The organism is Streptomyces sp. LaPpAH-108 (assembly GCF_000373625.1).
GTDB lineage: Bacteria > Actinomycetota > Actinomycetes > Streptomycetales > Streptomycetaceae > Streptomyces.
Genome location: NZ_KB891988.1, coordinates 274,663 through 296,879, shown reverse-complemented (window position 1 = coordinate 296,879; position 22,217 = coordinate 274,663). Strand labels below are relative to the sequence as shown.

The following is a 22,217-nucleotide window of genomic DNA, read 5'->3' as shown; positions in this document are numbered from 1 at the left end:
TAATGCGCGCGGCACGCCCGGCTTGCCCTGTTCCGCAACCCGAGACGCCGCCGCTCCCCCGCGCCCTGCGCACCGCGAGACACCGCGCCCACCTCTCAGAACGGGTGCACCCCTACCGGTGTCGCCGGTGCGGGCCCGTACCCCTCCGCGATCCGCTGGTGGTAGGTCTCGCGGTCGATGACCTCCAGGCCGACGATCTCCCAGGGCGGCAGCCCGGCGCTCTGCCGGTGCTCGCCCCACAGCCGCAGCGCGACGGCGGCGGCGTCGTGCAGGTCGCGGGCCTCCTCCCAGTACCGGATCTCGGCGTGGTCACCGGCGTACCGGCTGGTCAGGAGGAAGGGGTGGTCGTGGGCCAGCTGTTCGAGGGCGCGCCTGAGGTCCTGCACGGGGACGCACTCCCCGGAGACGCTGAGGGTGACATGCCACAGGCGGGGCAGATCCTTGGGCTCCTCGTAGGTGTCCCCGGCCGCGACGCTCGTCAGAGCACCACGGGACGCCGCCCCAGGACGGACTCGTCTCACGACGGCCTCCTTCACGCATGGCCCCTTGACGGAACGTGTCCCTTCAACATGTCCCCGAGACAAAGTTGAGCAGGCCCGAGGGCTCCGCGTGGCGGTTTTGCGGAACGTCCCCCACCGGGGGCGGTCCTTGTGCCCCGCTTTACACGCGGTTCCCCGGGGGTCACACGTGCAGCAGTACCAGGTCGTCCCGGTGTACGACCTCGCGTTCGTAGGCGGGGCCCAGTTCGCGTGCCAGCTCGCGGGTCGAACGCCCGAGCAGCCGGGGGATCTCCTTGGCGTCGAAGTTGACGATGCCCCGGGCGACGGCCCGTCCGGCGGCGTCGCGCAGCTCGACGGGGTCGCCCGCGCCGAACTCGCCCTCCACGGCGGCGATCCCGGCGGGCAGCAGCGACTTGCGGCCCTGGACGACCGCGCGGACGGCGCCGTCGTCCAGGGTGAGGGAGCCCTGCGGGGTGGAGGCGTGCTGGAGCCAGAGCAGCCGGTCGGCGGAGCGCCTGCCGGTGGGGTGGAACCAGGTGCCGGTGTCGCCCCCGGCCAGGGCGTCGGCCGCGTGGACGGCGCTGGTCAGCACGACGGGGATGCCCGCGGCGGCGGCGATCCGGGCGGCCTCCACCTTGGTGGCCATGCCACCGGTGCCGAGGCCCGCCTTGCCCGCGCTGCCGATCTCGACGTCCGCGAGGTCGGCCGGGGAGCGCACCTCGGCGATCCGGGAGGTGCCGGGCTTGCTGGGGTCGCCGTCGTAGACACCGTCCACGTCGGAGAGGAGGACCAGCAGGTCGGCGCGGACGAGGTGGGCGACGAGGGCGGCGAGGCGGTCGTTGTCGCCGAAGCGGATCTCGTCGGTGGCGACGGTGTCGTTCTCGTTGACGATCGGGAACGCGCCCATGGCGAGGAGCTTGTCGAGCGTGCGCGAGGCGTTGCGGTGGTGGCTGCGGCGGCTCATGTCGTCGCTGGTGAGCAGCACCTGGCCGACGCGGACGCCGTAGCGCGCGAAGGAGGCGGTGTAGCGGGCGACGAGCAGGCCCTGGCCGACGCTGGCGGCGGCCTGCTGGCGGGCCAGGTCGCGGGGGCGCCGGGGCAGCCCCAACGGGGCGAGACCGGCGGCGATGGCGCCGGAGGAGACGAGGACGACCTCGCGCGGCGCGCCGCCCGCACCCGGGGCGCGGAACTTGGCGAGCACGTCCACCAGCGCGTCCACCCGGTCGGCGTCCAGGCCGCCCGCGGCGGTGGTCAGCGAGGAGGAGCCCACCTTGACGACGATCCTGCGGGCCTCGCCCACGGCCTGCCTCGCACTTGCCACCTTGCCCTCTGTCCCCTCGCGCGCCCTGCGGTCCCGCTCGCCATCCATGCCGGTTCCGCTCGCAATCTACGCGAAGCGGGTGACCGCCCGCGCACCCGTCCAGCACGCGGACGCGCGCACGAGACGGGCCGGGGACGGGCCGCGAGTGAACTCTTACGGGGTCCTTCCCCACACCCTGGACCCGCCACCGGGTCACGGTCTGCGACCATGGAGCCCATGCGAAACGGCGGTTCGGTGCGGGTGATGGCGGGTGCGACGGGGGTCGCTCTGCTGACGGTGTGTCTGGCGGCGTGCGGGGGTTCGGGGCATCCGGACACCCCGAAGGGGCCCGGCGGGGGCGCCGACGCCAAGCCGCACGCCGCCGCACCGCTCAAGCGCGTCCCGGACATCGGGGACCGGCTGTGGAAGCAGGTGCCCGGGGACACGCGGCAGGTCGTCGCGGTGTACGGCGACGGCAAGGACTCGGCCGACTCGACCGTCGCGCTCTACGAGAAGACCGGCTCGGTCTGGAAGCAGCAGCGCACCTGGTCCGCCCACAACGGGCGCAAGGGCTGGACGACGGACCATCACGAGGGCGACAAGCGCAGCCCCGTGGGCGTCTTCACGCTGAGCGACGCGGGCGGTGTCCTCCCCTCCCCCGGCACCAAGCTGCCGTACACCCGCTCGGCCGCCTTCCAGGCCCCGCACTACTGGAAGAAGTCGTACTGGAACGACTTCGACTACGTCATCGCCATCGACTACAACCGGGTCAAGGGCACCCCGCCCAACGACCCGACCCGGCCGCAGGGCCAGTCCAAGGGCGGCAGCATCTGGCTGCACATGGACCACGGCAGCGGCACCTCGGCGTGCGTGAGCCAGCCCAAGGCGGACATGGAGTACCTGCTGCGCACGCTGGACCCGAAGGAGCACCCGGTCGTGGTGATGGGCGACAAGGCCGACCTGAAGGCCTGAAAGCCTGAAGTCCCCCGGGCTCGGCCCCGTCAGTCGCGGGGGTGCCGGTGGCGCCAGCCGCCCCAGGCCGACTCGATCATGTCGTCCAGGCCGAACCGGGCGCTCCAGCCCAGCTCCGCGCGGATGCGGTCGGCCGCCGCGACGACCCGGGCCGGGTCGCCGGGGCGGCGCGGGGTCACCTCGGCCACGACGTCCTCGTGGCCGGTCGTCTTGAGGATGCGGTCGACCATCTCGCGTACCGAACTGCCCTCGCCCCGGCCGATGTTGAGGACCAGCGAGGTGCCCGCCGGGGCCTCGCGCAGCCGTACGGCGGCGGCCTGGTGGGCGGAGGCGATGTCCTGGACGTGGATGTAGTCGCGCACGCAGGTGCCGTCCGGGGTGGCGTAGTCGTCGCCGAAGATGCGGGGCGGCTCGTCGGCCTCCAGGCGCTCGAACACCATGGGGACGAGGTTGAAGACGCCCGTGTCGGCCAGCTCGGGGGCGGCGGCCCCGGCCACGTTGAAGTAGCGCAGGCTGACGGCGCGCAGACCATGGGCGCGGGCAGCAGCCGCGATCAGCCACTCCCCCACCAGCTTGGTCTCGCCGTAGGGGCTCATCGGCACGCAGGGCGTGTCCTCGGTGACGAGGTCCACGTCGGGCATGCCGTAGACGGCCGCCGAGGAGGAGAAGACGACGCGGTCGACGCCGGTCTCCGTCATCGCGTCCAGCAGGGTCTGGAGGCCGGTGACGTTCTCCCGGTAGTAGTACAGCGGGCGTTCGACCGACTCGCCGACCTGCTTGCGGGCCGCGATGTGCACGACGCCGGTGACGCCGTGCTCGCGGATCGTGCGCGCGAGGAGATCCCCGTCGAGCACGCTGCCCACGACCAGCGGCACACCGGAGGGCACCCGCTCCGCGCTGCCGGTGGACAGGTCGTCGTACACGACCACGTCCTCGCCGCCCGCCGTCATCGCGCGCACCACATGAGCGCCGATGTATCCGGCGCCGCCCGTGATCAGCCAGCTCATCCCCATGCCTCCTCGAACGTCCTCCCGTGACAGCAGACTCGCCCATCGGAGACGGAAAATCGAGTCCGACAGCCCGGGAGGACGGCCGGGAATGTCCGGCAGCGGGCACCCGGCCGGTGTTCCGGCCGGGTGCCCGGTGAGCCCTAGAACGCCTCGAAGTCGTTGAACTCCCGCTCCGCCTCGTCCCGTTCGGCCTGCTTGTCGCGGCGGCGCTGGGTGGCGGGGCGCTGCTCCTCGAAGCGGTGGTCCTCGCCACGGCGGCCGAGCATCTCGGCGCCGGCGGTGACCGAGGGCTCCCAGTCGAAGACGACCGCGTTGTCCTCGGGACCGATCGCGACGGCGTCGCCGGAGCGGGCGCCCTCCTTCATCAGCCGGTCCTCGACGCCGAGGCGGTTGAGCCGGTCGGCGAGGTAGCCGACGGCCTCGTCGTTGTTGAAGTCGGTCTGGCGGACCCAGCGCTCGGGCTTCTCGCCGCGCACGCGGAACAGCGGCTCGCCCTCGAACTGCTCGCGGGTGACCGTGAAGCCCGCGTCGTCCACGGCCTTGGGCCGGATGACGATGCGCGTGGCCTCTTCCTTGGGCTTGGCGGCCCGCGCCTTGGCGACGATGTCACCGAGGGCGTACGTCAGCTCCTTCAGGCCGATGTGGGCGACCGCCGACACCTCGAAGACGCGGTAGCCGCGCGCCTCCAGGTCGGGGCGGACCATCTCGGCGAGGTCCTTGCCGTCCGGCACGTCCACCTTGTTCAGGACGACGATGCGGGGACGGTTGTCGAGACCGCCGTACTGCCGCAGCTCCTCCTCGATGATGTCGAGGTCGGACAGCGGGTCGCGCTCGGACTCCAGGGTCGCGGTGTCCAGGACGTGCACCAGGACGCTGCAGCGCTCCACGTGCCGCAGGAACTCCAGGCCAAGTCCCTTGCCCTGGCTGGCGCCCGGGATCAGACCGGGCACGTCGGCGACGGTGTAGACGGTCGAACCGGCCGTCACCACGCCGAGGTTGGGCACCAGGGTGGTGAAGGGGTAGTCGGCGATCTTCGGCTTGGCCGCGCTGAGCACGGAGATGAGCGAGGACTTGCCCGCGCTCGGGTAGCCGACCAGGGCGACGTCGGCGACGGTCTTCAGCTCCAGGACGACGTCCTGGAGGTCACCGGGCTCACCGAGCAGCGCGAAGCCGGGGGCCTTGCGGCGGGCGCTGGCGAGCGCGGCGTTGCCGAGACCGCCCCGGCCGCCCTGCGCGGCGACGTAGGAGGTGCCGTGGCCGACCAGGTCGGCGAGCACGTTGCCCGCCTTGTCCAGCACGACGGTGCCGTCCGGGACCGGCAGGACCAGGTCCTGGCCGTCCTTGCCGGAGCGGTGGCCGCCCTCGCCGGGCTTGCCGTTGGTGGCCTTGCGGTGTGGGGAGTGGTGATAGTCGAGCAGCGTGGTGACCGACTGGTCGACGGTGAGGATGACGTCGCCACCCCGGCCGCCGTTGCCGCCGTCCGGGCCGCCGAGCGGCTTGAACTTCTCGCGGTGGACGGAGGCACAGCCGTGGCCCCCGTTACCCGCGGCGACGTGCAGTTCGACGCGGTCCACGAAGGTGGTCATGGTGGGTGCCTCCAGAAAAGTGCGGGTACTACCTATGTCAACACGCGAAAGGCGGACCTGCCTTCCCGACCGGGAAGTGAGGTCCGCCTCGCGCGAAATGCTTCGTCGCGGCCGTGAATCAGAGGATTCAGGCGACCGGAACGATGTTCACGACCTTGCGGCCGCGGCTCTTGCCGAACTCCACGGCGCCGGGCTGCAGCGCGAACAGCGTGTCGTCGCCACCACGGCCGACACCGGCGCCCGGGTGGAAGTGGGTGCCGCGCTGGCGGACCAGGATCTCACCCGCGCTGACGACCTGACCGCCGAAGCGCTTCACGCCGAGCCGCTGGGCATTGGAGTCGCGACCGTTCCGGGTGGACGATGCGCCCTTCTTGTGTGCCATCTGTTCTCAGTCCCTTACTTCGCAGCCGTGGGGATCTCAGTGACCTTGATCGCCGTGTACTGCTGGCGGTGGCCCTGACGACGGCGGTAGCCGGTCTTGTTCTTGTAGCGCAGAATGTCGATCTTCTGGCCCTTGTGGTGGTCCACGACCTCGGCCTGGACCTTGATGCCGGCCAGCACCCACGGGTCGCTGGTCACGGAGTCGCCGTCGACAACGAGCAGGGTCGAGAGCTCGACCGTGTCGCCAACATTGGCAGTGGAAATCTTGTCAACCTCAACGATGTCGCCGACAGCAACCTTGTGCTGGCGACCACCGCTGCGCACGATGGCGTACACGCGGATCTCACTTTCGCTCGAAGTACGGCACCCCCGCAGGCCAGCCGCACCGGTAAAAACACCATGGACGACCTCTCCCGGCCACACCGGGTGTGACCGGGAGGGAAAAAGGTTTACGGGGATGTGGCGTGTTCAGACACGCCGACAGTCAAGGGTACGGGCAGGCCCCACAGGGGTCAAACCGGGCCCTGGTCAGCCGGTCAGCGTGGCCGCGTAGTCCGCGTACGCCTTCCGGATGCCGTCCGGGGACAGCTCCAGGTGCTCCAGGATCGTGTAGCGGCCCGGCCGGGTCTCCGGCGCGAACTCCACGGCCCGGACGAACTCGTCCTCGCTGAACCCGATGTCCTCGGCCAGCACCGGCAGCCCGTGCCGGCGCAGCGAGGCCGCCATGAGGAACGAGCCCTCGTGGTCGCCGCGCAGATGCATGGCGAAGGCCGCGCCGAGGCCCACCTGCTCGCCGTGGCTCGCCGCGCGCTTGGGGTAGAGCAGGTCGAGCGCGTGGCTGATCTCGTGGCAGGCGCCGGAGGAGGGCCGGGTGTGCCCGGCGATCGACATGGCGATGCCGGAGAGCACCAGCCCCTCGGAGAGCACGGTGAGGAAGCCGTCGTCCGTGCAGTCGCCGGGGTGGCGCAGCACGGCCTCGCCCGCCTGGCGGGCCATGGCGGCGGCGAGTCCGTCGATCTTCTCGCCGTTGACCCGGTTGGCCAGCTCCCAGTCCGCGACCGCCGAGATGTTCGACACGGCGTCCCCGATGCCCGAGCGCACGAAGCGCACCGGCGTCTCACGGATCACGTCGAGGTCGATGAGCAGCGCGATGGGCGTCGGCACACCGTAGGAGCCCCGGCCCGCGTCGTTGTCCAGGATGGACACGGGCGAGCAGATGCCGTCGTGGGAGAGGTTGGTGGCGACCGCGACCAGCGGCAGGCCGATGCGGGCCGCCGCGTACTTGGCGCAGTCGATGACCTTCCCGCCGCCGAGGCCGACCACCGCGTCGTACCGGCCGGACTTCATCTCGTCGGCCAGGCGTACGGCGTCGTCCAGCGTGCCGCCGCCGACCTCGTACCAGGTGGCACCCGGCAGGGACGGCGCGACGCGCTCGCGCAGCCGGGCGCCCGAGCCGCCGCTGACGGCGACGGCGAGACGGCCGGAGTGCGAGATGCGCTGGTCCGCGAGGACGCTCGCCAGGTCGGCCAGGGCACCCGGGCGGATGTCCACGACCACCGGCGAGGGGATGAGCCGCGTCAGTATCGGCACGCGATCTCCCGCCCGCGCGCGAGGTCGTCGTGGTTGTCGATCTCGACCCAGGAGACCTCGCCGATCGGCTGCACGTCGATCTTGAAGCCGCGGTTGACCAGCTCCTGGTAACCGTCCTCGTAGTACAGCTGCGGGTCGCGCTCGAAGGTCACGCGCAGCGCGTCCGCGAGGTCGGCCGCGGCCTCGCCCTCGATCAGGGTCACACCGATGTACTCACCGGTGGCCTCCGAGGGGTCCATCAGCTTCGTGATCTTCTGGACACCCTTGTCGGGGTCCACGACGATCTTCATCTCCTCGTCCGCCAGGGACTTCACCGTGTCCAGCGCGAGGATGATCTTCTTGCCCTCACCACGCGCCGCGAGCAGCGTCTTCTCGACGGAGACCGGGTGCACCGTGTCACCGTTGGCCAGGATCACACCGTCCTTGAGCGCGTCACGACCGCACCACAGGGAGTAGGCGTTGTTCCACTCCTCCGCCTTGTCGTTGTCGATGAGGGTGATCTTCAGCCCGTACTTGGCCTCCAGGGCCTCCTTACGGGCGTACACCGCCTCCTTGCGGTAACCGACGATGACACCGACCTCGGTCAGACCCACCTCGGCGAAGTTGCCCAGCGTCAGGTCCAGGACCGTCAGCGACTCCTCCTCGCCCTCCGGGCCCACCGGCACGAGCGCCTTGGGCAGCGTGTCGGTGTAGGGGCGCAGACGCCGTCCGGCGCCGGCCGCCAGCACGAGACCTATCATCGCGGTTTTCTCCTTCGGTTCACGCGGCTCGCGTGCCGCCGCCCGGGCGGGCCGGCGGCACGAGGTGTCGAGGGGCCTTCCTACCGGGAAACGGCGGGAAAAGTCCCGTGACGACCGTGTGGCCCTGCCAGGAACGGCAGGACCACACGGTGATCGGGGTGAGACTCAGCTCTCGTCGTCGGGCGCGGAGACCGTGGTGGTCTTCTTCGCCGTGGACTTGGCGGCGGCCGTCTTGGCGGTCTTCGTCGCCTTCTTGGCCGTCGTCTTCGCGGTCGTCTTCTTGGCGGCGGTCTTCTTGGCCGTCGTCTTCTTGGCGGCCGTGGTCTTCTTCGCGGCCGTCTTCTTCGCCGGGGCCTTCTTGGCCGCCTTGCGGGCGGTCTTCTTGGCGGGGGCGGCCTCCTCGGCCTCGCCCGCCTCGGCGGGCGCCTCCGGCTCCGGCTCCGTCGCGGCCGACGGGACGACCACGACGGCCGTGTCCTCGGACGCGGTGGAGGCGGTCGCCCTGCGCACCGCGCGGCGGCGCGGACGCGCCGGGGCGGCGCTCTCGGCGGGAGCCTCCTCGACCGCAGCCGCAGCCGCGGGCTCAGGCTCGGCGACCGGCGCGGTCTCCGCGACGGTCACGACGGTCGCCTCGGACCCGGCAGGGGAACCGGCGGGCGCCGACACCTTGCGGGTGGCCCGGCGGCGCGTACGGCCCTGGGGCGCGGCCTCCTCGGCCACGGGCTCCTGGGCGGCGGGCGCCTCGGTCACGGCCTCCTGGGTCACCACCGGGTCCTCGGCGGCGACCGGCGCGGCCTGCGCCTCGGCGGCCCGCTCCGGGCGCACGGCGCGCTCGGCCTCGGCGACGGGCTCGGTGCGGTCCACCGGAGCCTCGGCGCGCGCGGCCCGGCCGCCCTTGGCCTTGCCGGTCTCGGCCTTGGCGTACTCGGCCTTGCCGTTCTCGGTCTTCGGCGCACCGGCGGCCCTGCGGCTCGTACGGCGGCGCGAACGGCCACGTCCGGCTGCGGCCTCCGCCTCGGCGACGCTGCTGTACAGCTCCTCGTCCGGGGTGAACTCCGCGGGCAGCGCGAGCGGTTCGGCGACCTCGGCGGCCACCTCGGCCACCGTCTCGGCCGCCTCCGGCACGGGGGACTCGACGGCCACCGCGACGGCGGCGCCCTCGTGCTCGTGCGTGTGTCCGTCGCCGCCACGGCCGCGCTTCTTGCGCTTGCCGCCACCACCGCCGCCACCGGCGTACGAGGGCTGCTCCATGTGGACGATGACACCGCGGCCGTTGCAGTGGACGCAGGACTCGGAGAAGGACTCCAGGAGGCCCTGGCCGACCCGCTTGCGAGTCATCTGGACCAGGCCGAGCGAGGTCACCTCGGCCACCTGGTGCTTGGTGCGGTCGCGGCCCAGGCACTCCAGGAGGCGGCGCAGCACCAGGTCGCGGTTGGACTCCAGGACCATGTCGATGAAGTCGATCACGATGATGCCGCCGAGGTCGCGCAGCCGCAGCTGGCGCACGATCTCCTCGGCCGCCTCCAGGTTGTTCCTGGTGACCGTCTCCTCCAGGTTGCCGCCCTGGCCGGTGAACTTGCCGGTGTTGACGTCGACGACGATCATCGCCTCGGTCCGGTCGATCACCAGCGAACCGCCGCTGGGCAGCCAGACCTTGCGGTCGAGCGCCTTGGCGAGCTGCTCGTCGATCCGGTACGTGGCGAAGACGTCGACCTCGCTGGTCCACTTCTGGAGCCGGTCGGTGAGGTCCGGGGCGACGTGCGAGACGTAGCCGTGGATGGTGTCCCACGCCTCGTCACCGCTGACGATGACCTTGGAGAAGTCCTCGTTGAAGATGTCGCGCACGACGCGGACGGTCATGTCCGGCTCGCCGTACAGCAGCGTCGGGGCGTTGCCCGTCTTCGCCTTCTTCTTGATCTCCTCCCACTGCGCCTGGAGCCGTTCGACGTCACGGCGCAGCTCGTCCTCGCTCGCGCCCTCGGCGGCGGTGCGCACGATGACGCCCGCGTCCTCGGGGACGATCTTCTTGAGGATGGTCTTCAGCCGGGCGCGCTCGGTGTCGGGCAGCTTGCGGCTGATGCCGGTCATCGAGCCCTCGGGGACGTACACGAGGTAGCGGCCCGGCAGGGAGACCTGGCTGGTGAGGCGGGCGCCCTTGTGGCCGATCGGGTCCTTGGTCACCTGGACCAGGACCGACTGGCCGGACTTGAGGGCGGACTCGATGCGGCGCGGCCCGTTGGCCATGCCGAGCGCCTCAAAGTTGACCTCACCGGCGTACAGGACAGCGTTGCGGCCCTTGCCGATGTCGATGAAGGCGGCCTCCATGGACGGCAGCACGTTCTGGACCTTGCCCAGGTAGACGTTGCCGACGTAGGAGGTGGACTGCTCCTTGTTGACGTAGTGCTCGACGAGCACGCCGTCCTCCAGGACGCCGATCTGGGTGCGCTCGCCGTGCTGGCGCACGACCATGACGCGCTCGACGGCCTCGCGGCGGGCCAGGAACTCGGCCTCGGTGATGATCGGCACGCGGCGGCGGCCCTGCTCGCGGCCCTCGCGGCGGCGCTGCTTCTTGGCCTCCAGACGGGTCGAGCCCTTGATGGACTGGACCTCGTCGGACGGCTCGGCGGCCTTGCGGGGCTCGCGGACCTTGACGACGGTGCGCTCGGGGTCGTCGGTGGAGGCGTCGCCCGACTCGCCGGAGTCACCGGCGCGGCGACGACGGCGACGGCGGCGACGGCTGGAGCTGGAGCCCGCGGCGTCGTGCGCGTCCTCCTCGTCCTCTTCCTCCTGCTCGGCGGTGTCCTCGGCGTCCTGCGCGGCCTGCTCGGCGGCCAGGTCGTCGTCCTCGCCGTCCGTGCCCTCCTCGCCCTCCGGGGCGTCGCCACGGCGACGGCGACGGCCGCCCCGGCGGCGACGGCGGCGCGAACCGGCCTCGTCGGAGCCCTCGGCGTCGTCGCCCTCGGCCTGGCCCTCGGCGGCCTCGTCGGCCTCCTCCGGCTCCTCGGCCTCGGTCTCGGTCTCGGCGGCCGGGCGGGTCTCCTCGGCGGGGGCGCCCCGGCGGCGACGGCGACGGCGCGAACCGGCCTCGCCTCGGTCGTCGTAGGACTCGGCGCGTCCGGGCTGCTCGGCCTGCGCGGCCGGTGCGGACGGCTCGGTCTCCTCGGGCTTCGCCGCCTCCTCGGCCTCGGCGGCGACAGCGGCGGCCTCGGCCGCGGCCCGCTGCGGGGTCTGGAACCTCGGCTCGGTGAACACCGGCGCCCGGAAGACGGCGACGGCGGGGCGCGCGGGCTTGCGCGGGGAGTCGGACTCGGCGCCCTCGGCGGGCGCGGGTGCGGAGAAGCCGCCCGCGGCCTGCCGTACGACGCGGCGACGACGGCGCGAGCCGCCCTCGGCGGCGGCCGGAGCCTCGGCCTCCGGGGCGGCGGGCGCCTCGGCGGCGCGGCGACGGCCCTTGCGGGGGGCCTCCTCGGCCTCGGGGCTCTTCTCGGCGGCGGTCTCGGCGGACGCACCGGCCTCGGCAGCCGCCGGGGCACCGGCGGGCGCGGACGCCCGGCGGGTCGCGCGGCGACGGGCACGGGGAGCGGTCTCCGCCTCGGCGGGCGTCTCCTCGGCGGCAGCGGCGGGCGCCTCTACGGCGGCCGGGGCCTCTACGGGTGCGGTCTCGGCGACGGGCGCGGACGAGCGGCGCGTGGCGCGACGGCGCGTACGGGGCTCCGGCTCGGCGGGGCTCTCCTCCGTGGCCGGAGCCTCGGCGGATGCGGCCTCGGCGGGCGCGGCCTCGGCGGCGGCCGGAGCACCGGCGGGCGCGGAGGCCCGGCGGGTGGCACGGCGGCGCGTACGGGGAGCGGGCTCCTCGGCGACCGGCTCGGCGGCCTTGGCGTCCTCGGCGTTCTCGATGTCCGCGTTCTCCATGTCCACGCTCACCTCGTCGTCGTCCTTCTCCTCGGCCTGAGCGGAGGCGGCGGGGGCACCGGCGGGCGCGGAGGCCCGGCGGCGGGTACGGCGCGGCGCGGGGGTCTCGGTGACCTCGGCCGGTTCGGTGGTGTCGGCCGTCGCGGCCGTCGTCTCCGCGGGTACGACCGTCTCGGCGGCCTCGGCGGCGGCCGGGGCACCGGCGGGTGCGGAGGCGCGGCGGGTCGCTCGGCGGCGGGGGCGGGCGGGTGCGGTCTCGTCGGCCGCGGGCGCCTCGGCGGCGGCCTGCGACGACGCGGTGGCAGGCTCGTCGGCCCTGGTGGCGGGCGTGACGACCTCGGTGGGGGCCTCGGCGGCAGCGGGCGAACCCGCGGGCCTGGAGGCGGCACGGCGACGCCTGCGCGGGGGCAGGGTGTCGCTCGGGGTGTTCAGTTCGGAACCCTCGTTGGGCTCGGTCGGTTCGAGCATCCGGGCATTTCTCCCGTCAGGCTCCCGGGCGCCGCGCCTGGTCCGGCGCCGGCCTCTTCGGGCCGTCCGCCGTTGACGTCCGCGGCCCGCGCGATGCGCGATGGCCGCCGTCCGGGGCGCGGGCGCCGCACGGGAGCACTCTGTGTCCTGTCTCGCCGGTTCCGTACGCCTTGTCGGTACGGCCTGGCGAAAGTCTTCTGGTCGGTGCGCTGCCCGACCCAGGTGGCTCCCGAGTACGAGGGCGGCGCTACGGCGTGTGTCCTACACGGAACCTTCCGGCGTCGCCGCCGTCGCGGCGGCAGCCGGTGCGGCCGTCTTGGCCTGGGCTGCCTCGCGGTCGGGCGCGAGCGGGTCGGTCACCGTGCCGGTCTCTTCATCGAAAGGCCCCTGCGCCAGCCTGGTCACCGCTGCGGGGACCGGCGGCGCCAGGTCGGCCACGGCGCGGAGACCGGACAGGACGTCGTCGGGTCGTACGGCAGGCGTCACGTGCCGAACAACCAGCCGCAGTATCGCACAGGGCCGGTCTTCCGGCCTATCAGCCTGCGGCGGGTGCGTCTCCACGACCTCCAGGGAGGCGACGGCCGGGCGGCAGTCGAAGGTGCGCACGCCGTTCTTGGTGGTGCGCTGCACCTCGACCGTCCCGGCCGCGTGGAAGGCATCGACCGCGCGACGGGCCTCCGCCGGGTCCACGCCGTCCAGCCGCAGCTCCCACAGGGAGGCGGCGAGCCGGTCGGCGAGGCCGGAGGTGTGGGCCTCGACCGCGTCGGTGATGTCCAGCCCGGCGGGCAGCGACCCGTCGAGCAGACCGCGCAGGGTCTCGGGGTCACGCGCCGCGGTCAGGGCGATCTCCAGGTACTCCGCCTCACTGCCCGTGCCGGTGGGTGCGGCATTGGCGTACGACACCTTCGGGTGCGGTGTGAACCCCGCCGAGTACGCCATGGGCACCTCGGCGCGGCGCAGCGCACGCTCGAAGGCGCGCTGGAAATCGCGGTGGCTGGTGAACCGGAGGCGGCCACGCTTGGTGTAACGCAGTCGGATGCGCTGCACCGCGGGTGCGGGCGGTGGGCCTTCGGGCTGTCGCTTGCCCAGTGTCCTAGTCCTTCGTGAGTGCGGTCGTACTGCTACCAAGAGTACGTGTGCCGCGCTCGTGAGGTTCCCGCCGGTCCACGGCGACCGGCCGCCGCGCCTCGCCGAGGAGCATCCGGCGCAGGTCCGCACGGGCCTGGCGGACGGTGTCGCGGGCGGTGGCGAGAGCCTGCCGCGAGGCCTGTCCCACGGCGCGCGCGACCTCGGCGGCGGGCCGCAGGACGTGGTCGCGCACGACGTGTCCGACGGGGGTGAGGACGGTGCGGTACACCCAGCGGACGGGTTCCACGAAGATCCACCGGAAGAGTGTGCCGAGCGCGCGTCCGACCACCAGCGAGAGGCGCCCGGCGACCCGCCAGGCGTGTCCGAGGGCGTCCGCGATCTCCCGCCCGACCACCGCGAGGACCCGGCCGACGGGCGCGAGGAACCGGCGCCACAGCCAGCGCGCGGGCAGCACCAGCAGAACGCGGGCGGTCCAGTACAGGGCGGTGCCGACCCCGGCGACGACCAGGTCCGCGAGCCAGGACAGCCCGTGTCCGGCCGGTACGAGCACCCAGGTCCACAGCCACAGCGCGGGCAGCACGAACAGCACGCGCGTCGTCCAGTACAGGGCGAGGCCCACCCCGGTGGCGACGGCCCGCCCGCACCACGCGAGCGCGCGGCCGACCGGGGCGAGCACCCGGCCGTGGAACCACCGCGCCGGGACGACGAACAGGCGGTGCCCCAGCCACGCCAGCGCCGTACCCACGGCCGCCGCGAGCCAGGCCGTCCCCCGGCCCAGCGGCGCGAGCACGCGCGCGTACAGCCAGCGGGCGGGCACCACCAGGAGGACCTGGCCGAGGAAGCCGAGCCCCTGGCCGACCGGGACCACGACCCAGCGCCACAGCGCCACCCACGGCCACACGAAGAGCGCCCGGCCGGTCCACAGCAGCGCGCGGCCCAGCGGGCGCAGCAGGGTGTCCCGCAGGAAGCGGGCGGCGACGGTGAGGCCGTCCCACACCAGGCGCACCGGCACCACGAGCACGAGCACCACGATCCGCACCGGAATACGGATCGCCACGGCGAGGCAGCCCTCGGAGGAGGCGGGCGCGACGGGCGGCTTGTCCAGGTCCATGCCCGTACAGACGCCGTACGGGCCGTATTGGATGCCTTCCGGTCAGCCCGGTCAGCCCGGTCAGCCTTCCGCCGGGGCGGTACGGCCCGCCTTGTACCGGTCCGGGTACCACTGGGTGAAGCGCACGGCCCCGACGAGCAGCGCGATCGGCACGACCCAGTTGAACCAGTCGTCCTGGTCGGGGAAGCGGATCGCCAGCCAGGTGAAGAGTGTCATCAGCGCGAAGGCCAGGCCCCACACCGCCGTCAGGACCCGGTTGATGTGCTGGAAGACGGGCGAGTCCCAGTACTGACGCGGCGTCGACTCGCGCGCGTACTGCGCGGTGAACGGGTCGGCGAGCAGCGAGCCGAGCGCGACGACGGCGACCAGGCCGTTGGAGATGACCTGGGCGTAGGTCTCCACCCACAGCAGCTCGCCCCGGTCCAGGGCGAGCGCGAGGACCGCGAGCACGGCGAAGAAGACGATGCCCGTCGCGTCGAGGATGCGGATGCGGCCGTGCCGCAGGTCCTGGGCGGACAGGACGAGCGCGGCGACCAGCGCGGCGAGCGCCGCGTACTCCCAGGTGCTGGGGCTCGCGACGACGCCGAAGATGATCCAGGGGGCGAAGGAGAGGAAGACGCTGCCCGTGCCGACGGGCTTCTTGGCGGGGGCCTTCGTCGCCGTCTGCTGGGCCATGGGGTTCCTCCGGTGGCTCGCGCCTGTCTCGTCCGGCTCGCACGTCCCGCTCGCGCTGTGCTCGTTCAGCGGCGCGCGCTCCTCGTTCGGCGTTCGGCGGCTCGCGCTGTCCCTCGTTTCATGGTCGCGCCGAGCGGCCCGGCCCGCACGCGCGCCGCCCGTGTGCACGCGGCCCGCCGGGCCCCTACCGTGGAGATGCGGTCCGGATGCACGGGGGTCGGTACGGTCTGTCCCGGGAGCAGCCTCCATGAGCTACCGCTTCAACGAGAACGACCAGTTCAACTACGAGGTCCTGCTCGCCCTCGGCTCGGTGTGGCGGCGCGGCGCCGACGCGGGCGAGGTGCTGACCACGGCCGCCGGGGTGGCCGACGGGGACGGCGCGGCGTGGTTCGACGCCTGGGCGGACCTGGGGCGCCGGGTCAGCGAGGACGCCGACCGCTGTGCGGCCACCGGGCATCCGCTCAGCGCGCGTGCCGCCTGGCTGCGCGCGGCGGGCTACTTCGGCACCGCGCTGGTCGCCGCCGACGCGCTCGGGGACGGCGGGAAGCGGGCGGCGGAGGTGTTCGCGGAGCACCGGGCCTGTCTCGACCGCTTTCTGCACGCCTGCGACCCGCCCGCCGAGCGGGTCGCGATCCCGTACGAGGACACGACGCTGCCGGGCTATCTGATCAGCCCGCCCGGCGCGGAGGACGACGCTCCGCTGCCGACCCTGATCGTCAACAACGGCAGCGACGGCCCGCTGACCGCCGCCTGGACGCTGCTCGGCGCCCCCGCCGTGGAGCGCGGCTACCGCGTCCTGCTCTTCGACGGCCCCGGCCAGCAGTCGATGCTCTTCGAACGCGGGGTGCCCTTCCGGCCCGACTGGGAGCACGTCATCACGCCGGTCGTCGACTATCTGCTGCTGCGCCCCGACGTGGACCCGCGGCGGCTGGCGCTCGCGGGGATCAGCCAGGGCGGCTACTGGGTGCCGCGCGCGCTCGCCTTCGAGCAGCGGATCGCCGCCGCCGTGGCCGACCCCGGGGTGGTCCGGGTGTGCGACAGCTGGTGGCAGCACCTCGGCCCCGATCTGCGCGGGCTGTGGGAGTCCGGGGACCGGGACGCCTTCGACGCGATCATCGGGGAGGCGCTGGAGCAGAACCCGTCGCTGGCCGCGATGTGGCGGTGGCGGGCCCGGCCGTACGGCATCGACGCGCCGTACGACCTGCTGACCGAGGTGGCGCGGTACGACCTCATGCCCGTCCTCGACCGGATCACCACCCCGCTGCTGATCACCGACCCCGAGGGCGAGCACTTCTGGCCGGGCGCCTCGCGGCGGCTCTACGACGCGCTGCCCGGCCCCAAGTGGCTGGTCCGCTTCACCGAGGAGGAGGGGGCGCATCTGCACTGCGAGCCGCTGGGGCGCGCGCTGTTCGAGCAGCGGATCTTCAACTGGCTGGACGCGCGGCTGGGGACTCCGGCGCGGGTCTGAGAACCGGATGCCGCTCACGACGACCGGACACGGATCACGGGCGAGGGCGGGCGAGGGCACAACCGGATAACCATCTTGATCAGGACACGCCAACCTCTGGCGCCGCGCCATGGCCGCTGCTTCCATGGAGGCCGAAATCAGAACTCCGCTGGGGGGCGAGTATGCACTGGTACATCGATGTCCTGAAGAAGTACGCCGTCTTCAACGGCCGCGCACGGCGGCAGGAATACTGGATGTTCTTCCTGGTCAACCTGATCATCGCCATCGTGCTGTCGATCATCGGCCAGGCGATCGACACCATGGTCATCAGCTGGATCTACAGCCTGGCCCTCTTCCTGCCCGGCCTCGGCGTCGCCGTCCGCCGCCTCCACGACACCGGCCGCTCCGGCTGGTTCGTCCTCATCGGCCTGATCCCCTTCATCGGCTGGATCATCCTGATCGTCTTCCTGGCCCAGGAGGGCCGCCCGGACCCGAACGAGTACGGCCCGAACCCGAAGTACGCGCCCGCGGTCTGACGCGTCGCCTGACGCACGGAAGGGCCCGCCGGAGTCTCCGGCGGGCCCTTCCGCATGCCGGGACCGGGGGGGGCGGGGCGCTCACTCCACCGCGATCCCGTGGTCCGCGAGGAGTTCGGCCAGGCCGCCCGGGTAGCCACGGCCGCCCAGGACGAAGTCCCAGTCGCCGGTCGGGCGGCGGCGGAAGGAGCCGAGGACCAGGGCGGTTTCGCCGGGGCGGCCCTCGGAGACCTCCAGGCGGCCGAGTTCGGTCAGGGCCGGGTCCAGGAGGCGGATCACCGGGGCCGTGAAGCCCGAGAGGTCGGCGTGGGGGTCGGTCTCCGGGTCCACGGCGGCGACCAGGACCAGGCGGTCGGCCTCGGCGGGCAGGGCGTCGAAGGAGACGCGGACGGCCGCCTTGTCGGGGGGCGGGGCGGGTACCGAGCGGACCGAACCGTCCGGGGTGGCCGGGTTGTTGAAGAACACGAAGTGGTCGTCGCCGAGGACCCGGGCGCCCGCGCAGACCAGCGCGCACATGTCCAGGGCGACCTCGCCGGACCAGGACATGCCCAGGACGTTGTAGTCGCCGAGCGGCGTTTCGGCGGCGGGACGGCCCTCGCGCTCGCCGAGTCGGCCGCGCAGTCCGTGGCGGTGCAGCAGATCGACCAGTTCGGGGCCCGAGATCAGCTCCAGCGGCTTGCCCTGCGCGAAGGTGTGCGAGCCGGGGCCGAAACCCGAGGTGGTGACGAGGACGCCCTTGTTCGCGCCGGTGTCCTGCACGGTGCCGTACAGGTCCCGCACCGCCGTGGGCGGGACCGTGTTGCGGTACCGCTTGACCTGCACGACGATCTGGCCGCCCCGGATCGGGGCCGGGTCCACGGCGTGCACGTCCACCCCGCCGTCGCCCGAACGCGCGGTCGTCACCGCCTCCATGCCCATGGCCCGGAACAGCTCGGCCACCAGCGACTCGAAGGCGACCGGGTCCATCGCGTAGAGATCCGGCTCCTCGCCGGTGGACCCGCGCTCGTCGGGGCCGGTACGCACCTCCTCCGGTCTGCGGCCCGGCCGTACCGCCACCAGCTGGTCCGGACGCGCCGAGAGCCTGCCCTTCAGCGCCTCCGTCAGACAGCTCACCGGGTCGACCTGGGCGAGGTGGAGACCGGTGAAGGTGGCCTTCGGCGCCATGACCGTCGCGAGGCAGATCAGGGTCTGTCTGCCGGTCGCCGGGTCGTGGTCGTCGACGACGCCGTTGACCGCCACGGAGTCGAGCGCGTCGAACTCGTCGGCGGCGAAGACCTGTTGGGCCGCGAGGAGCAGACACTGCGCCAGCACCTCGCGGTACAGCGTCCGCCGCTGCCCCATCGGGCGCGGGGTCTCCTTCTCCTGGTCCAACGTCGGCATGTACCGCACCGACCTGGCCTCCGGCACCACCGCGAACCCCGGCAACTCCCAGTCCAGCACCAGCTGCCGGGCCACCGGGTCGTACGCCGCGCGCGGCACGCACGGGAAACCGCCGGGCCACGCCGTGGACGCCCGCAGCGCCGCGCCGAAGTACGCGACCACCGCCTCGGGTTCACCCCGCCGCACACTCTCGGCCGCCTCCGCGACCCCCGCGTTGTGCCGCCGCACCTCGGCGAGCCAGGCCGCCACCCGCTGCTCGTACTCCCGCTGATGCACGGCCAGTTGCAGCAGACGCCGGGACTCGGCCGCCTGCGCCGCGAACCAGTCGTGCTCGAACCGGGTCTGCGCGTCCGCCTCCGCCTGCGCCCGCTGCGCCGCCGTCCAGCCGCCCCGCGCCGCCCGGTACTGCGCCCGGTCGGGCATCCGCACCGGCCACCCCAGCGGCCCCGGGTCGAACGGCTCGACCTCCTCGGACCGCATCAACCGCGCCACCCGGAACGCCTGAGCCCCGCACCCGGCGGCCAGCAGCCCCCGCAGCGCGGCCACCCGCGCCTCCAGCTCCTCCGTACGCCGCCGCGCCTGCGCCTGCCGGAACTCCCGCTGACTCTGCGCGACTTCCCGCTCCCTGGCCCGCTCCTGCCGTTCCCTCTCCCGCTCCCGCCGCGCCTCGTCCGCACGCCGCCGCTGCTCCTGCCGCTGCGCCTCCGCCCACACCCCCGCCAGACCAGCAGACCGACGCCCCATCCCCCAGCCCTCCCCCACACACCGGCTGCCCCCAACCGGACGTAACCGGACGACCTTATCCACCCGACCCGGCCCCGCACATCCACTTGCACCAGGGACGTACCGAACCCCCGCCCAGCCGACCCTCAACTCCCGTCGGCCGGATCACGCCAGTACCAGGGCACCACCGGCGGCAGCCACGGCACGCCGTCCCCGCGCTCGAGCACCGGTGCCGGGCAGTCGTCCGGCAGGGAACGGCCGTCGATCACGGCTTCAAGGGTGAACTGCACGTAGCGCAGGTAGCCGCGCACGTCGCGGACCCTGGTCTCCCGGTCGTCCTGCCCGATGCTCCGCCAACCGACGTCATGGCAGAGCCGCACCAAGGTCCTGTACCGGGCGCGCACGCGAGCGTCCCCGATGGAGAGCAGATCGGTCTGCATGCCCCGCCGGACCGAACCGAGAGCCGCCGAGCAGCGCTCACGGGCCACCGGGCTGAACCGGGGCTCCTCCAGGGCGAGATCCGGCAACGACGGCAGCCACGCGTACAGATCCGCGAACCGTTCCAGCAGCCGTTGCGCGGCCTCGGCCGAGCGCTGTCGAGCCCATTGGCGACGGGCCGACTCCCCGGCGGCTGCCGTCTGCCAGCGGGCGACATGCACGGTGATGGCGCCGCCGGTCAGCGTGCCCATGAGCGCGCCGACCGCCTGGCCCGCCAGATCCCCCAGGCTGCCCATGTCTCAAGCCTCGGCAGCTTGCCCTCAGCGCAAACCCCCGCCGGAGAACCGCAGGGCGGTCTTCGGCGGGGGTTTGCGGTGTCGGCGTTCAGGGTCAGTGGGTGTGGCCCGCCGGGGTCGGGCCCGCGTTCTTCACTGCCAGAGGCAGGAGCTTCTTGCCCGTCGGGCCGATCTGGATGTGGGTGTCCATCTGGGGGCAGACACCGCAGTCGAAGCAGGGGGTCCAGCGGCAGTCCTCGACCTCGGTCTCGTCGAGGGCGTCCTGCCAGTCCTCCCAGAGCCAGTCCTTGTCGAGGCCGGAGTCGAGGTGGTCCCAGGGGAGGACTTCCTCGTAGGTGCGCTCGCGGGTGGTGTACCAGTCGACGTCGACGCCGAAGGGCGCGAGCGCCTTGTCGGCGCAGGCCATCCAGCGGTCGTAGGAGAAGTGCTCGCGCCAGCCGTCGAAGCGACCGCCGTCCTCGTAGACCGCGCGGATCACGGCGCCGGTGCGGCGGTCGCCGCGCGAGAGCAGGCCCTCGACGATGCCGGGCTTGCCGTCGTGGTAGCGGAAGCCGATGGAGCGGCCGTACTTCTTGTCGCCCCGGATCTTGTCGCGGAGCTTCTGCAGACGGGCGTCCGTCTCCTCGGCGGAGAGCTGCGGGGCCCACTGGAAGGGGGTGTGGGGCTTCGGGACGAAGCCGCCGATCGAGACCGTGCAGCGGATGTCCCCCGAACCGGAGACCTCGCGGCCCTTCTGGATGACGTGCGTCGCCATGTCGGCGATCTGGAGGACGTCGTCGTCGGTCTCGGTGGGCAGACCGCACATGAAGTACAGCTTCACCTGCCGCCAGCCGTTGCCGTACGCGGTGGCGACCGTGCGGATCAGGTCCTCCTCCGAGACCATCTTGTTGATGACCTTGCGCATGCGCTCGGAGCCGCCCTCGGGGGCGAAGGTGAGACCGGACCGGCGGCCGTTGCGGGTCAGCTCGTTGGCCAGGTCGACGTTGAACGCGTCGACACGGGTGGACGGGAGGGACAGGCCGATCTTGTCGTCCGTGTAGCGGTCCGCGAGGCCCTTGGCGATGTCGCCGATCTCGCTGTGGTCCGCGGAGGACAGGGACAGCAGGCCGACCTCCTCGAAACCGGTCGCCTTCAGCCCCTTGTCGACCATGTCGCCGATGCCGGTGATCGAGCGCTCGCGCACCGGGCGCGTGATCATGCCCGCCTGGCAGAACCGGCAGCCGCGCGTGCAGCCACGGAAGATCTCCACCGACATGCGCTCGTGGACCGTCTCCGCCAGCGGCACCAGCGGCTGCTTGGGGTACGGCCACTCGTCCAGGTCCATGACGGTGTGCTTCGACACGCGCCACGGCACGCCCGAGCGGTTGGGGACGACGCGGGCGATACGGCCGTCGGGCAGGTACTCCACGTCGTAGAAGGCCGGGATGTACACCGCGCCGGTCTTCGCCAGGCGCAGCAGCACCTCCTCGCGGCCACCCGGGCGGCCCTCCGCCTTCCACTTGCGGATGATCTCCGTCATGTCCAGCACGGCCTGCTCGCCGTCGCCGATGATCGCCGCGTCGATGAAGTCCGCGATCGGCTCGGGGTTGAAGGCCGCGTGGCCGCCCGCGAGGACGATCGGGTCGTCGAGCGTACGGTCCTTGGACTCCAGCGGGATGCCCGCCAGGTCCAGCGCCGTGAGCATGTTGGTGTAGCCCAGCTCGGTGGAGAAGGACAGGCCGAACACGTCGAAGGCACGCAGCGGCCGGTGGCTGTCGACCGTGAACTGCGGCACGCCGTGCTCGCGCATCAGGGCCTCCATGTCCGGCCACACGCTGTACGTGCGCTCGGCGAGGACGCCCTCCTGCTCGTTCAGCACCTCGTAGAGGATCATGACGCCCTGGTTGGGCAGACCGACCTCGTACGCGTCCGGGTACATGAGGGCCCAGCGGACATCGGAGGATTCCCACGGTTTCACCGTGGAGTTCAGTTCCCCACCGACGTACTGGATCGGCTTCTGCACATGCGGGAGCAAAGCTTCGAGCTGCGGGAAGACCGACTCGACGGACATCGCGGCATTACCT

18 protein-coding genes are annotated in these 22,217 nt (G+C 72.8%); 3 read left to right on the top strand and 15 right to left on the bottom strand.

What is annotated here, in order from left to right; all coding sequences use genetic code 11:
- Window positions 1–95: 95 nt before the first annotated feature.
- Together B079_RS0107395 and proB are read right to left on the bottom strand one after the other, a co-directional pair.
- Window positions 96–521, bottom strand: coding sequence for a hypothetical protein (locus B079_RS0107395; protein WP_018545142.1), 426 nt, complete (start codon window positions 519–521; stop codon window positions 96–98).
- Window positions 522–681: 160 nt separating this feature from the next.
- Complete coding sequence (gene proB / locus B079_RS0107390) at window positions 682–1,821, bottom strand: glutamate 5-kinase (RefSeq protein ID WP_051095035.1); 1,140 nt, start codon at window positions 1,819–1,821, stop codon at window positions 682–684.
- 216 nt (window positions 1,822–2,037) lie between these two features.
- Between proB and B079_RS0107385 the strand changes: the two genes are divergently transcribed.
- Complete coding sequence (locus tag B079_RS0107385; protein ID WP_018545140.1) at window positions 2,038–2,772, top strand: L,D-transpeptidase family protein; 735 nt, start codon at window positions 2,038–2,040, stop codon at window positions 2,770–2,772.
- A 29-nt stretch (window positions 2,773–2,801) separates the two neighbouring features.
- On the opposite strand, the gene galE is transcribed toward B079_RS0107385, so the two are convergent.
- The 10 genes from galE to B079_RS0107335 form a co-directional block, all read right to left on the bottom strand.
- Window positions 2,802–3,779 (bottom strand): UDP-glucose 4-epimerase GalE, encoded by a 978-nt coding sequence (gene galE, locus B079_RS0107380; protein ID WP_018545139.1) that lies wholly within the window; start codon window positions 3,777–3,779, stop codon window positions 2,802–2,804.
- Window positions 3,780–3,922: 143 nt separating this feature from the next.
- Complete coding sequence (gene obgE / locus B079_RS0107375) at window positions 3,923–5,368, bottom strand: GTPase ObgE (protein ID WP_018545138.1); 1,446 nt, start codon at window positions 5,366–5,368, stop codon at window positions 3,923–3,925.
- Window positions 5,369–5,495: 127 nt separating this feature from the next.
- Window positions 5,496–5,750 (bottom strand): 50S ribosomal protein L27, encoded by a 255-nt coding sequence (gene rpmA, locus B079_RS0107370; protein ID WP_018545137.1) that lies wholly within the window; start codon window positions 5,748–5,750, stop codon window positions 5,496–5,498.
- 14 nt (window positions 5,751–5,764) lie between these two features.
- Window positions 5,765–6,085, bottom strand: a complete 321-nt coding sequence (gene rplU, locus B079_RS0107365) for a 50S ribosomal protein L21 (protein ID WP_018545136.1) — start codon at window positions 6,083–6,085, stop codon at window positions 5,765–5,767.
- A gap of 192 nt (window positions 6,086–6,277) precedes the next feature.
- Window positions 6,278–7,339: an iron-containing alcohol dehydrogenase family protein gene (locus B079_RS0107360; protein ID WP_018545135.1), complete on the bottom strand. Its 1,062-nt coding sequence runs from the start codon at window positions 7,337–7,339 to the stop codon at window positions 6,278–6,280.
- Window positions 7,327–8,079, bottom strand: a complete 753-nt coding sequence (locus tag B079_RS0107355) for a sugar phosphate nucleotidyltransferase (protein ID WP_018545134.1) — start codon at window positions 8,077–8,079, stop codon at window positions 7,327–7,329. Before B079_RS0107355 ends, B079_RS0107360 begins: the two co-directional genes overlap by 13 nt.
- Before the next feature lie 165 nt (window positions 8,080–8,244).
- Window positions 8,245–12,459 (bottom strand): Rne/Rng family ribonuclease, encoded by a 4,215-nt coding sequence (locus B079_RS0107350; RefSeq protein ID WP_018545133.1) that lies wholly within the window; start codon window positions 12,457–12,459, stop codon window positions 8,245–8,247.
- 261 nt (window positions 12,460–12,720) lie between these two features.
- Complete coding sequence (locus B079_RS0107345; protein WP_018545132.1) at window positions 12,721–13,506, bottom strand: TIGR03936 family radical SAM-associated protein; 786 nt, start codon at window positions 13,504–13,506, stop codon at window positions 12,721–12,723.
- 46 nt (window positions 13,507–13,552) lie between these two features.
- Window positions 13,553–14,659 carry a hypothetical protein gene (locus tag B079_RS0107340; protein ID WP_018545131.1) on the bottom strand — a complete coding sequence of 369 codons (1,107 nt, stop codon included), beginning with the start codon at window positions 14,657–14,659 and terminating at the stop codon, window positions 13,553–13,555.
- A 60-nt stretch (window positions 14,660–14,719) separates the two neighbouring features.
- Window positions 14,720–15,334, bottom strand: coding sequence for a hypothetical protein (locus tag B079_RS0107335; protein WP_018545130.1), 615 nt, complete (start codon window positions 15,332–15,334; stop codon window positions 14,720–14,722).
- Between the two features lie 247 nt (window positions 15,335–15,581).
- Here B079_RS0107335 and B079_RS0107330 point away from each other — a divergent pair, with 247 nt between their 5' ends.
- Both B079_RS0107330 and B079_RS0107325 read left to right on the top strand, forming a co-directional pair.
- Complete coding sequence (locus B079_RS0107330; RefSeq protein WP_018545129.1) at window positions 15,582–16,802, top strand: alpha/beta hydrolase family protein; 1,221 nt, start codon at window positions 15,582–15,584, stop codon at window positions 16,800–16,802.
- Between the two features lie 161 nt (window positions 16,803–16,963).
- Complete coding sequence (locus B079_RS0107325) at window positions 16,964–17,317, top strand: DUF805 domain-containing protein (RefSeq protein WP_018545128.1); 354 nt, start codon at window positions 16,964–16,966, stop codon at window positions 17,315–17,317.
- 81 nt (window positions 17,318–17,398) lie between these two features.
- On the opposite strand, the gene B079_RS0107320 is transcribed toward B079_RS0107325, so the two are convergent.
- From B079_RS0107320 to B079_RS0107310, 3 genes are all read right to left on the bottom strand, one after another.
- On the bottom strand, window positions 17,399–19,441 hold the full coding sequence (locus tag B079_RS0107320) for a restriction endonuclease (RefSeq protein ID WP_026248443.1): 2,043 nt from the start codon (window positions 19,439–19,441) through the stop codon (window positions 17,399–17,401).
- Between the two features lie 125 nt (window positions 19,442–19,566).
- Window positions 19,567–20,154: a hypothetical protein gene (locus B079_RS0107315; RefSeq protein ID WP_018545126.1), complete on the bottom strand. Its 588-nt coding sequence runs from the start codon at window positions 20,152–20,154 to the stop codon at window positions 19,567–19,569.
- A 94-nt stretch (window positions 20,155–20,248) separates the two neighbouring features.
- On the bottom strand, window positions 20,249–22,204 hold the full coding sequence (locus tag B079_RS0107310; protein WP_018545125.1) for a TIGR03960 family B12-binding radical SAM protein: 1,956 nt from the start codon (window positions 22,202–22,204) through the stop codon (window positions 20,249–20,251).
- Between the last annotated feature and the right edge of the window lie 13 nt (window positions 22,205–22,217).

Bases quoted from the DNA above. Each gene is read 5' to 3' on its own strand.
- B079_RS0107385 (WP_018545140.1), top strand. From the start codon at position 2,038: ATGCGAAACGGCGGTTCGGTGCGGGTGATGGCGGGTGCGACGGGGGTC.
- galE (WP_018545139.1), bottom strand. From the start codon at position 3,779: ATGAGCTGGCTGATCACGGGCGGCGCCGGATACATCGGCGCTCATGTG.
- obgE (WP_018545138.1), bottom strand. From the start codon at position 5,368: ATGACCACCTTCGTGGACCGCGTCGAACTGCACGTCGCCGCGGGTAAC.
- rpmA (WP_018545137.1), bottom strand. From the start codon at position 5,750: ATGGCACACAAGAAGGGCGCATCGTCCACCCGGAACGGTCGCGACTCC.
- B079_RS0107355 (WP_018545134.1), bottom strand. From the start codon at position 8,079: ATGATAGGTCTCGTGCTGGCGGCCGGCGCCGGACGGCGTCTGCGCCCC.
- B079_RS0107350 (WP_018545133.1), bottom strand. From the start codon at position 12,459: ATGCTCGAACCGACCGAGCCCAACGAGGGTTCCGAACTGAACACCCCG.
- B079_RS0107340 (WP_018545131.1), bottom strand. From the start codon at position 14,659: ATGGACCTGGACAAGCCGCCCGTCGCGCCCGCCTCCTCCGAGGGCTGC.
- B079_RS0107335 (WP_018545130.1), bottom strand. From the start codon at position 15,334: ATGGCCCAGCAGACGGCGACGAAGGCCCCCGCCAAGAAGCCCGTCGGC.
- B079_RS0107330 (WP_018545129.1), top strand. From the start codon at position 15,582: ATGAGCTACCGCTTCAACGAGAACGACCAGTTCAACTACGAGGTCCTG.
- B079_RS0107325 (WP_018545128.1), top strand. From the start codon at position 16,964: ATGCACTGGTACATCGATGTCCTGAAGAAGTACGCCGTCTTCAACGGC.
- B079_RS0107320 (WP_026248443.1), bottom strand. From the start codon at position 19,441: ATGGGGCGTCGGTCTGCTGGTCTGGCGGGGGTGTGGGCGGAGGCGCAG.
- B079_RS0107315 (WP_018545126.1), bottom strand. From the start codon at position 20,154: ATGGGCAGCCTGGGGGATCTGGCGGGCCAGGCGGTCGGCGCGCTCATG.
- B079_RS0107310 (WP_018545125.1), bottom strand. From the start codon at position 22,204: ATGTCCGTCGAGTCGGTCTTCCCGCAGCTCGAAGCTTTGCTCCCGCAT.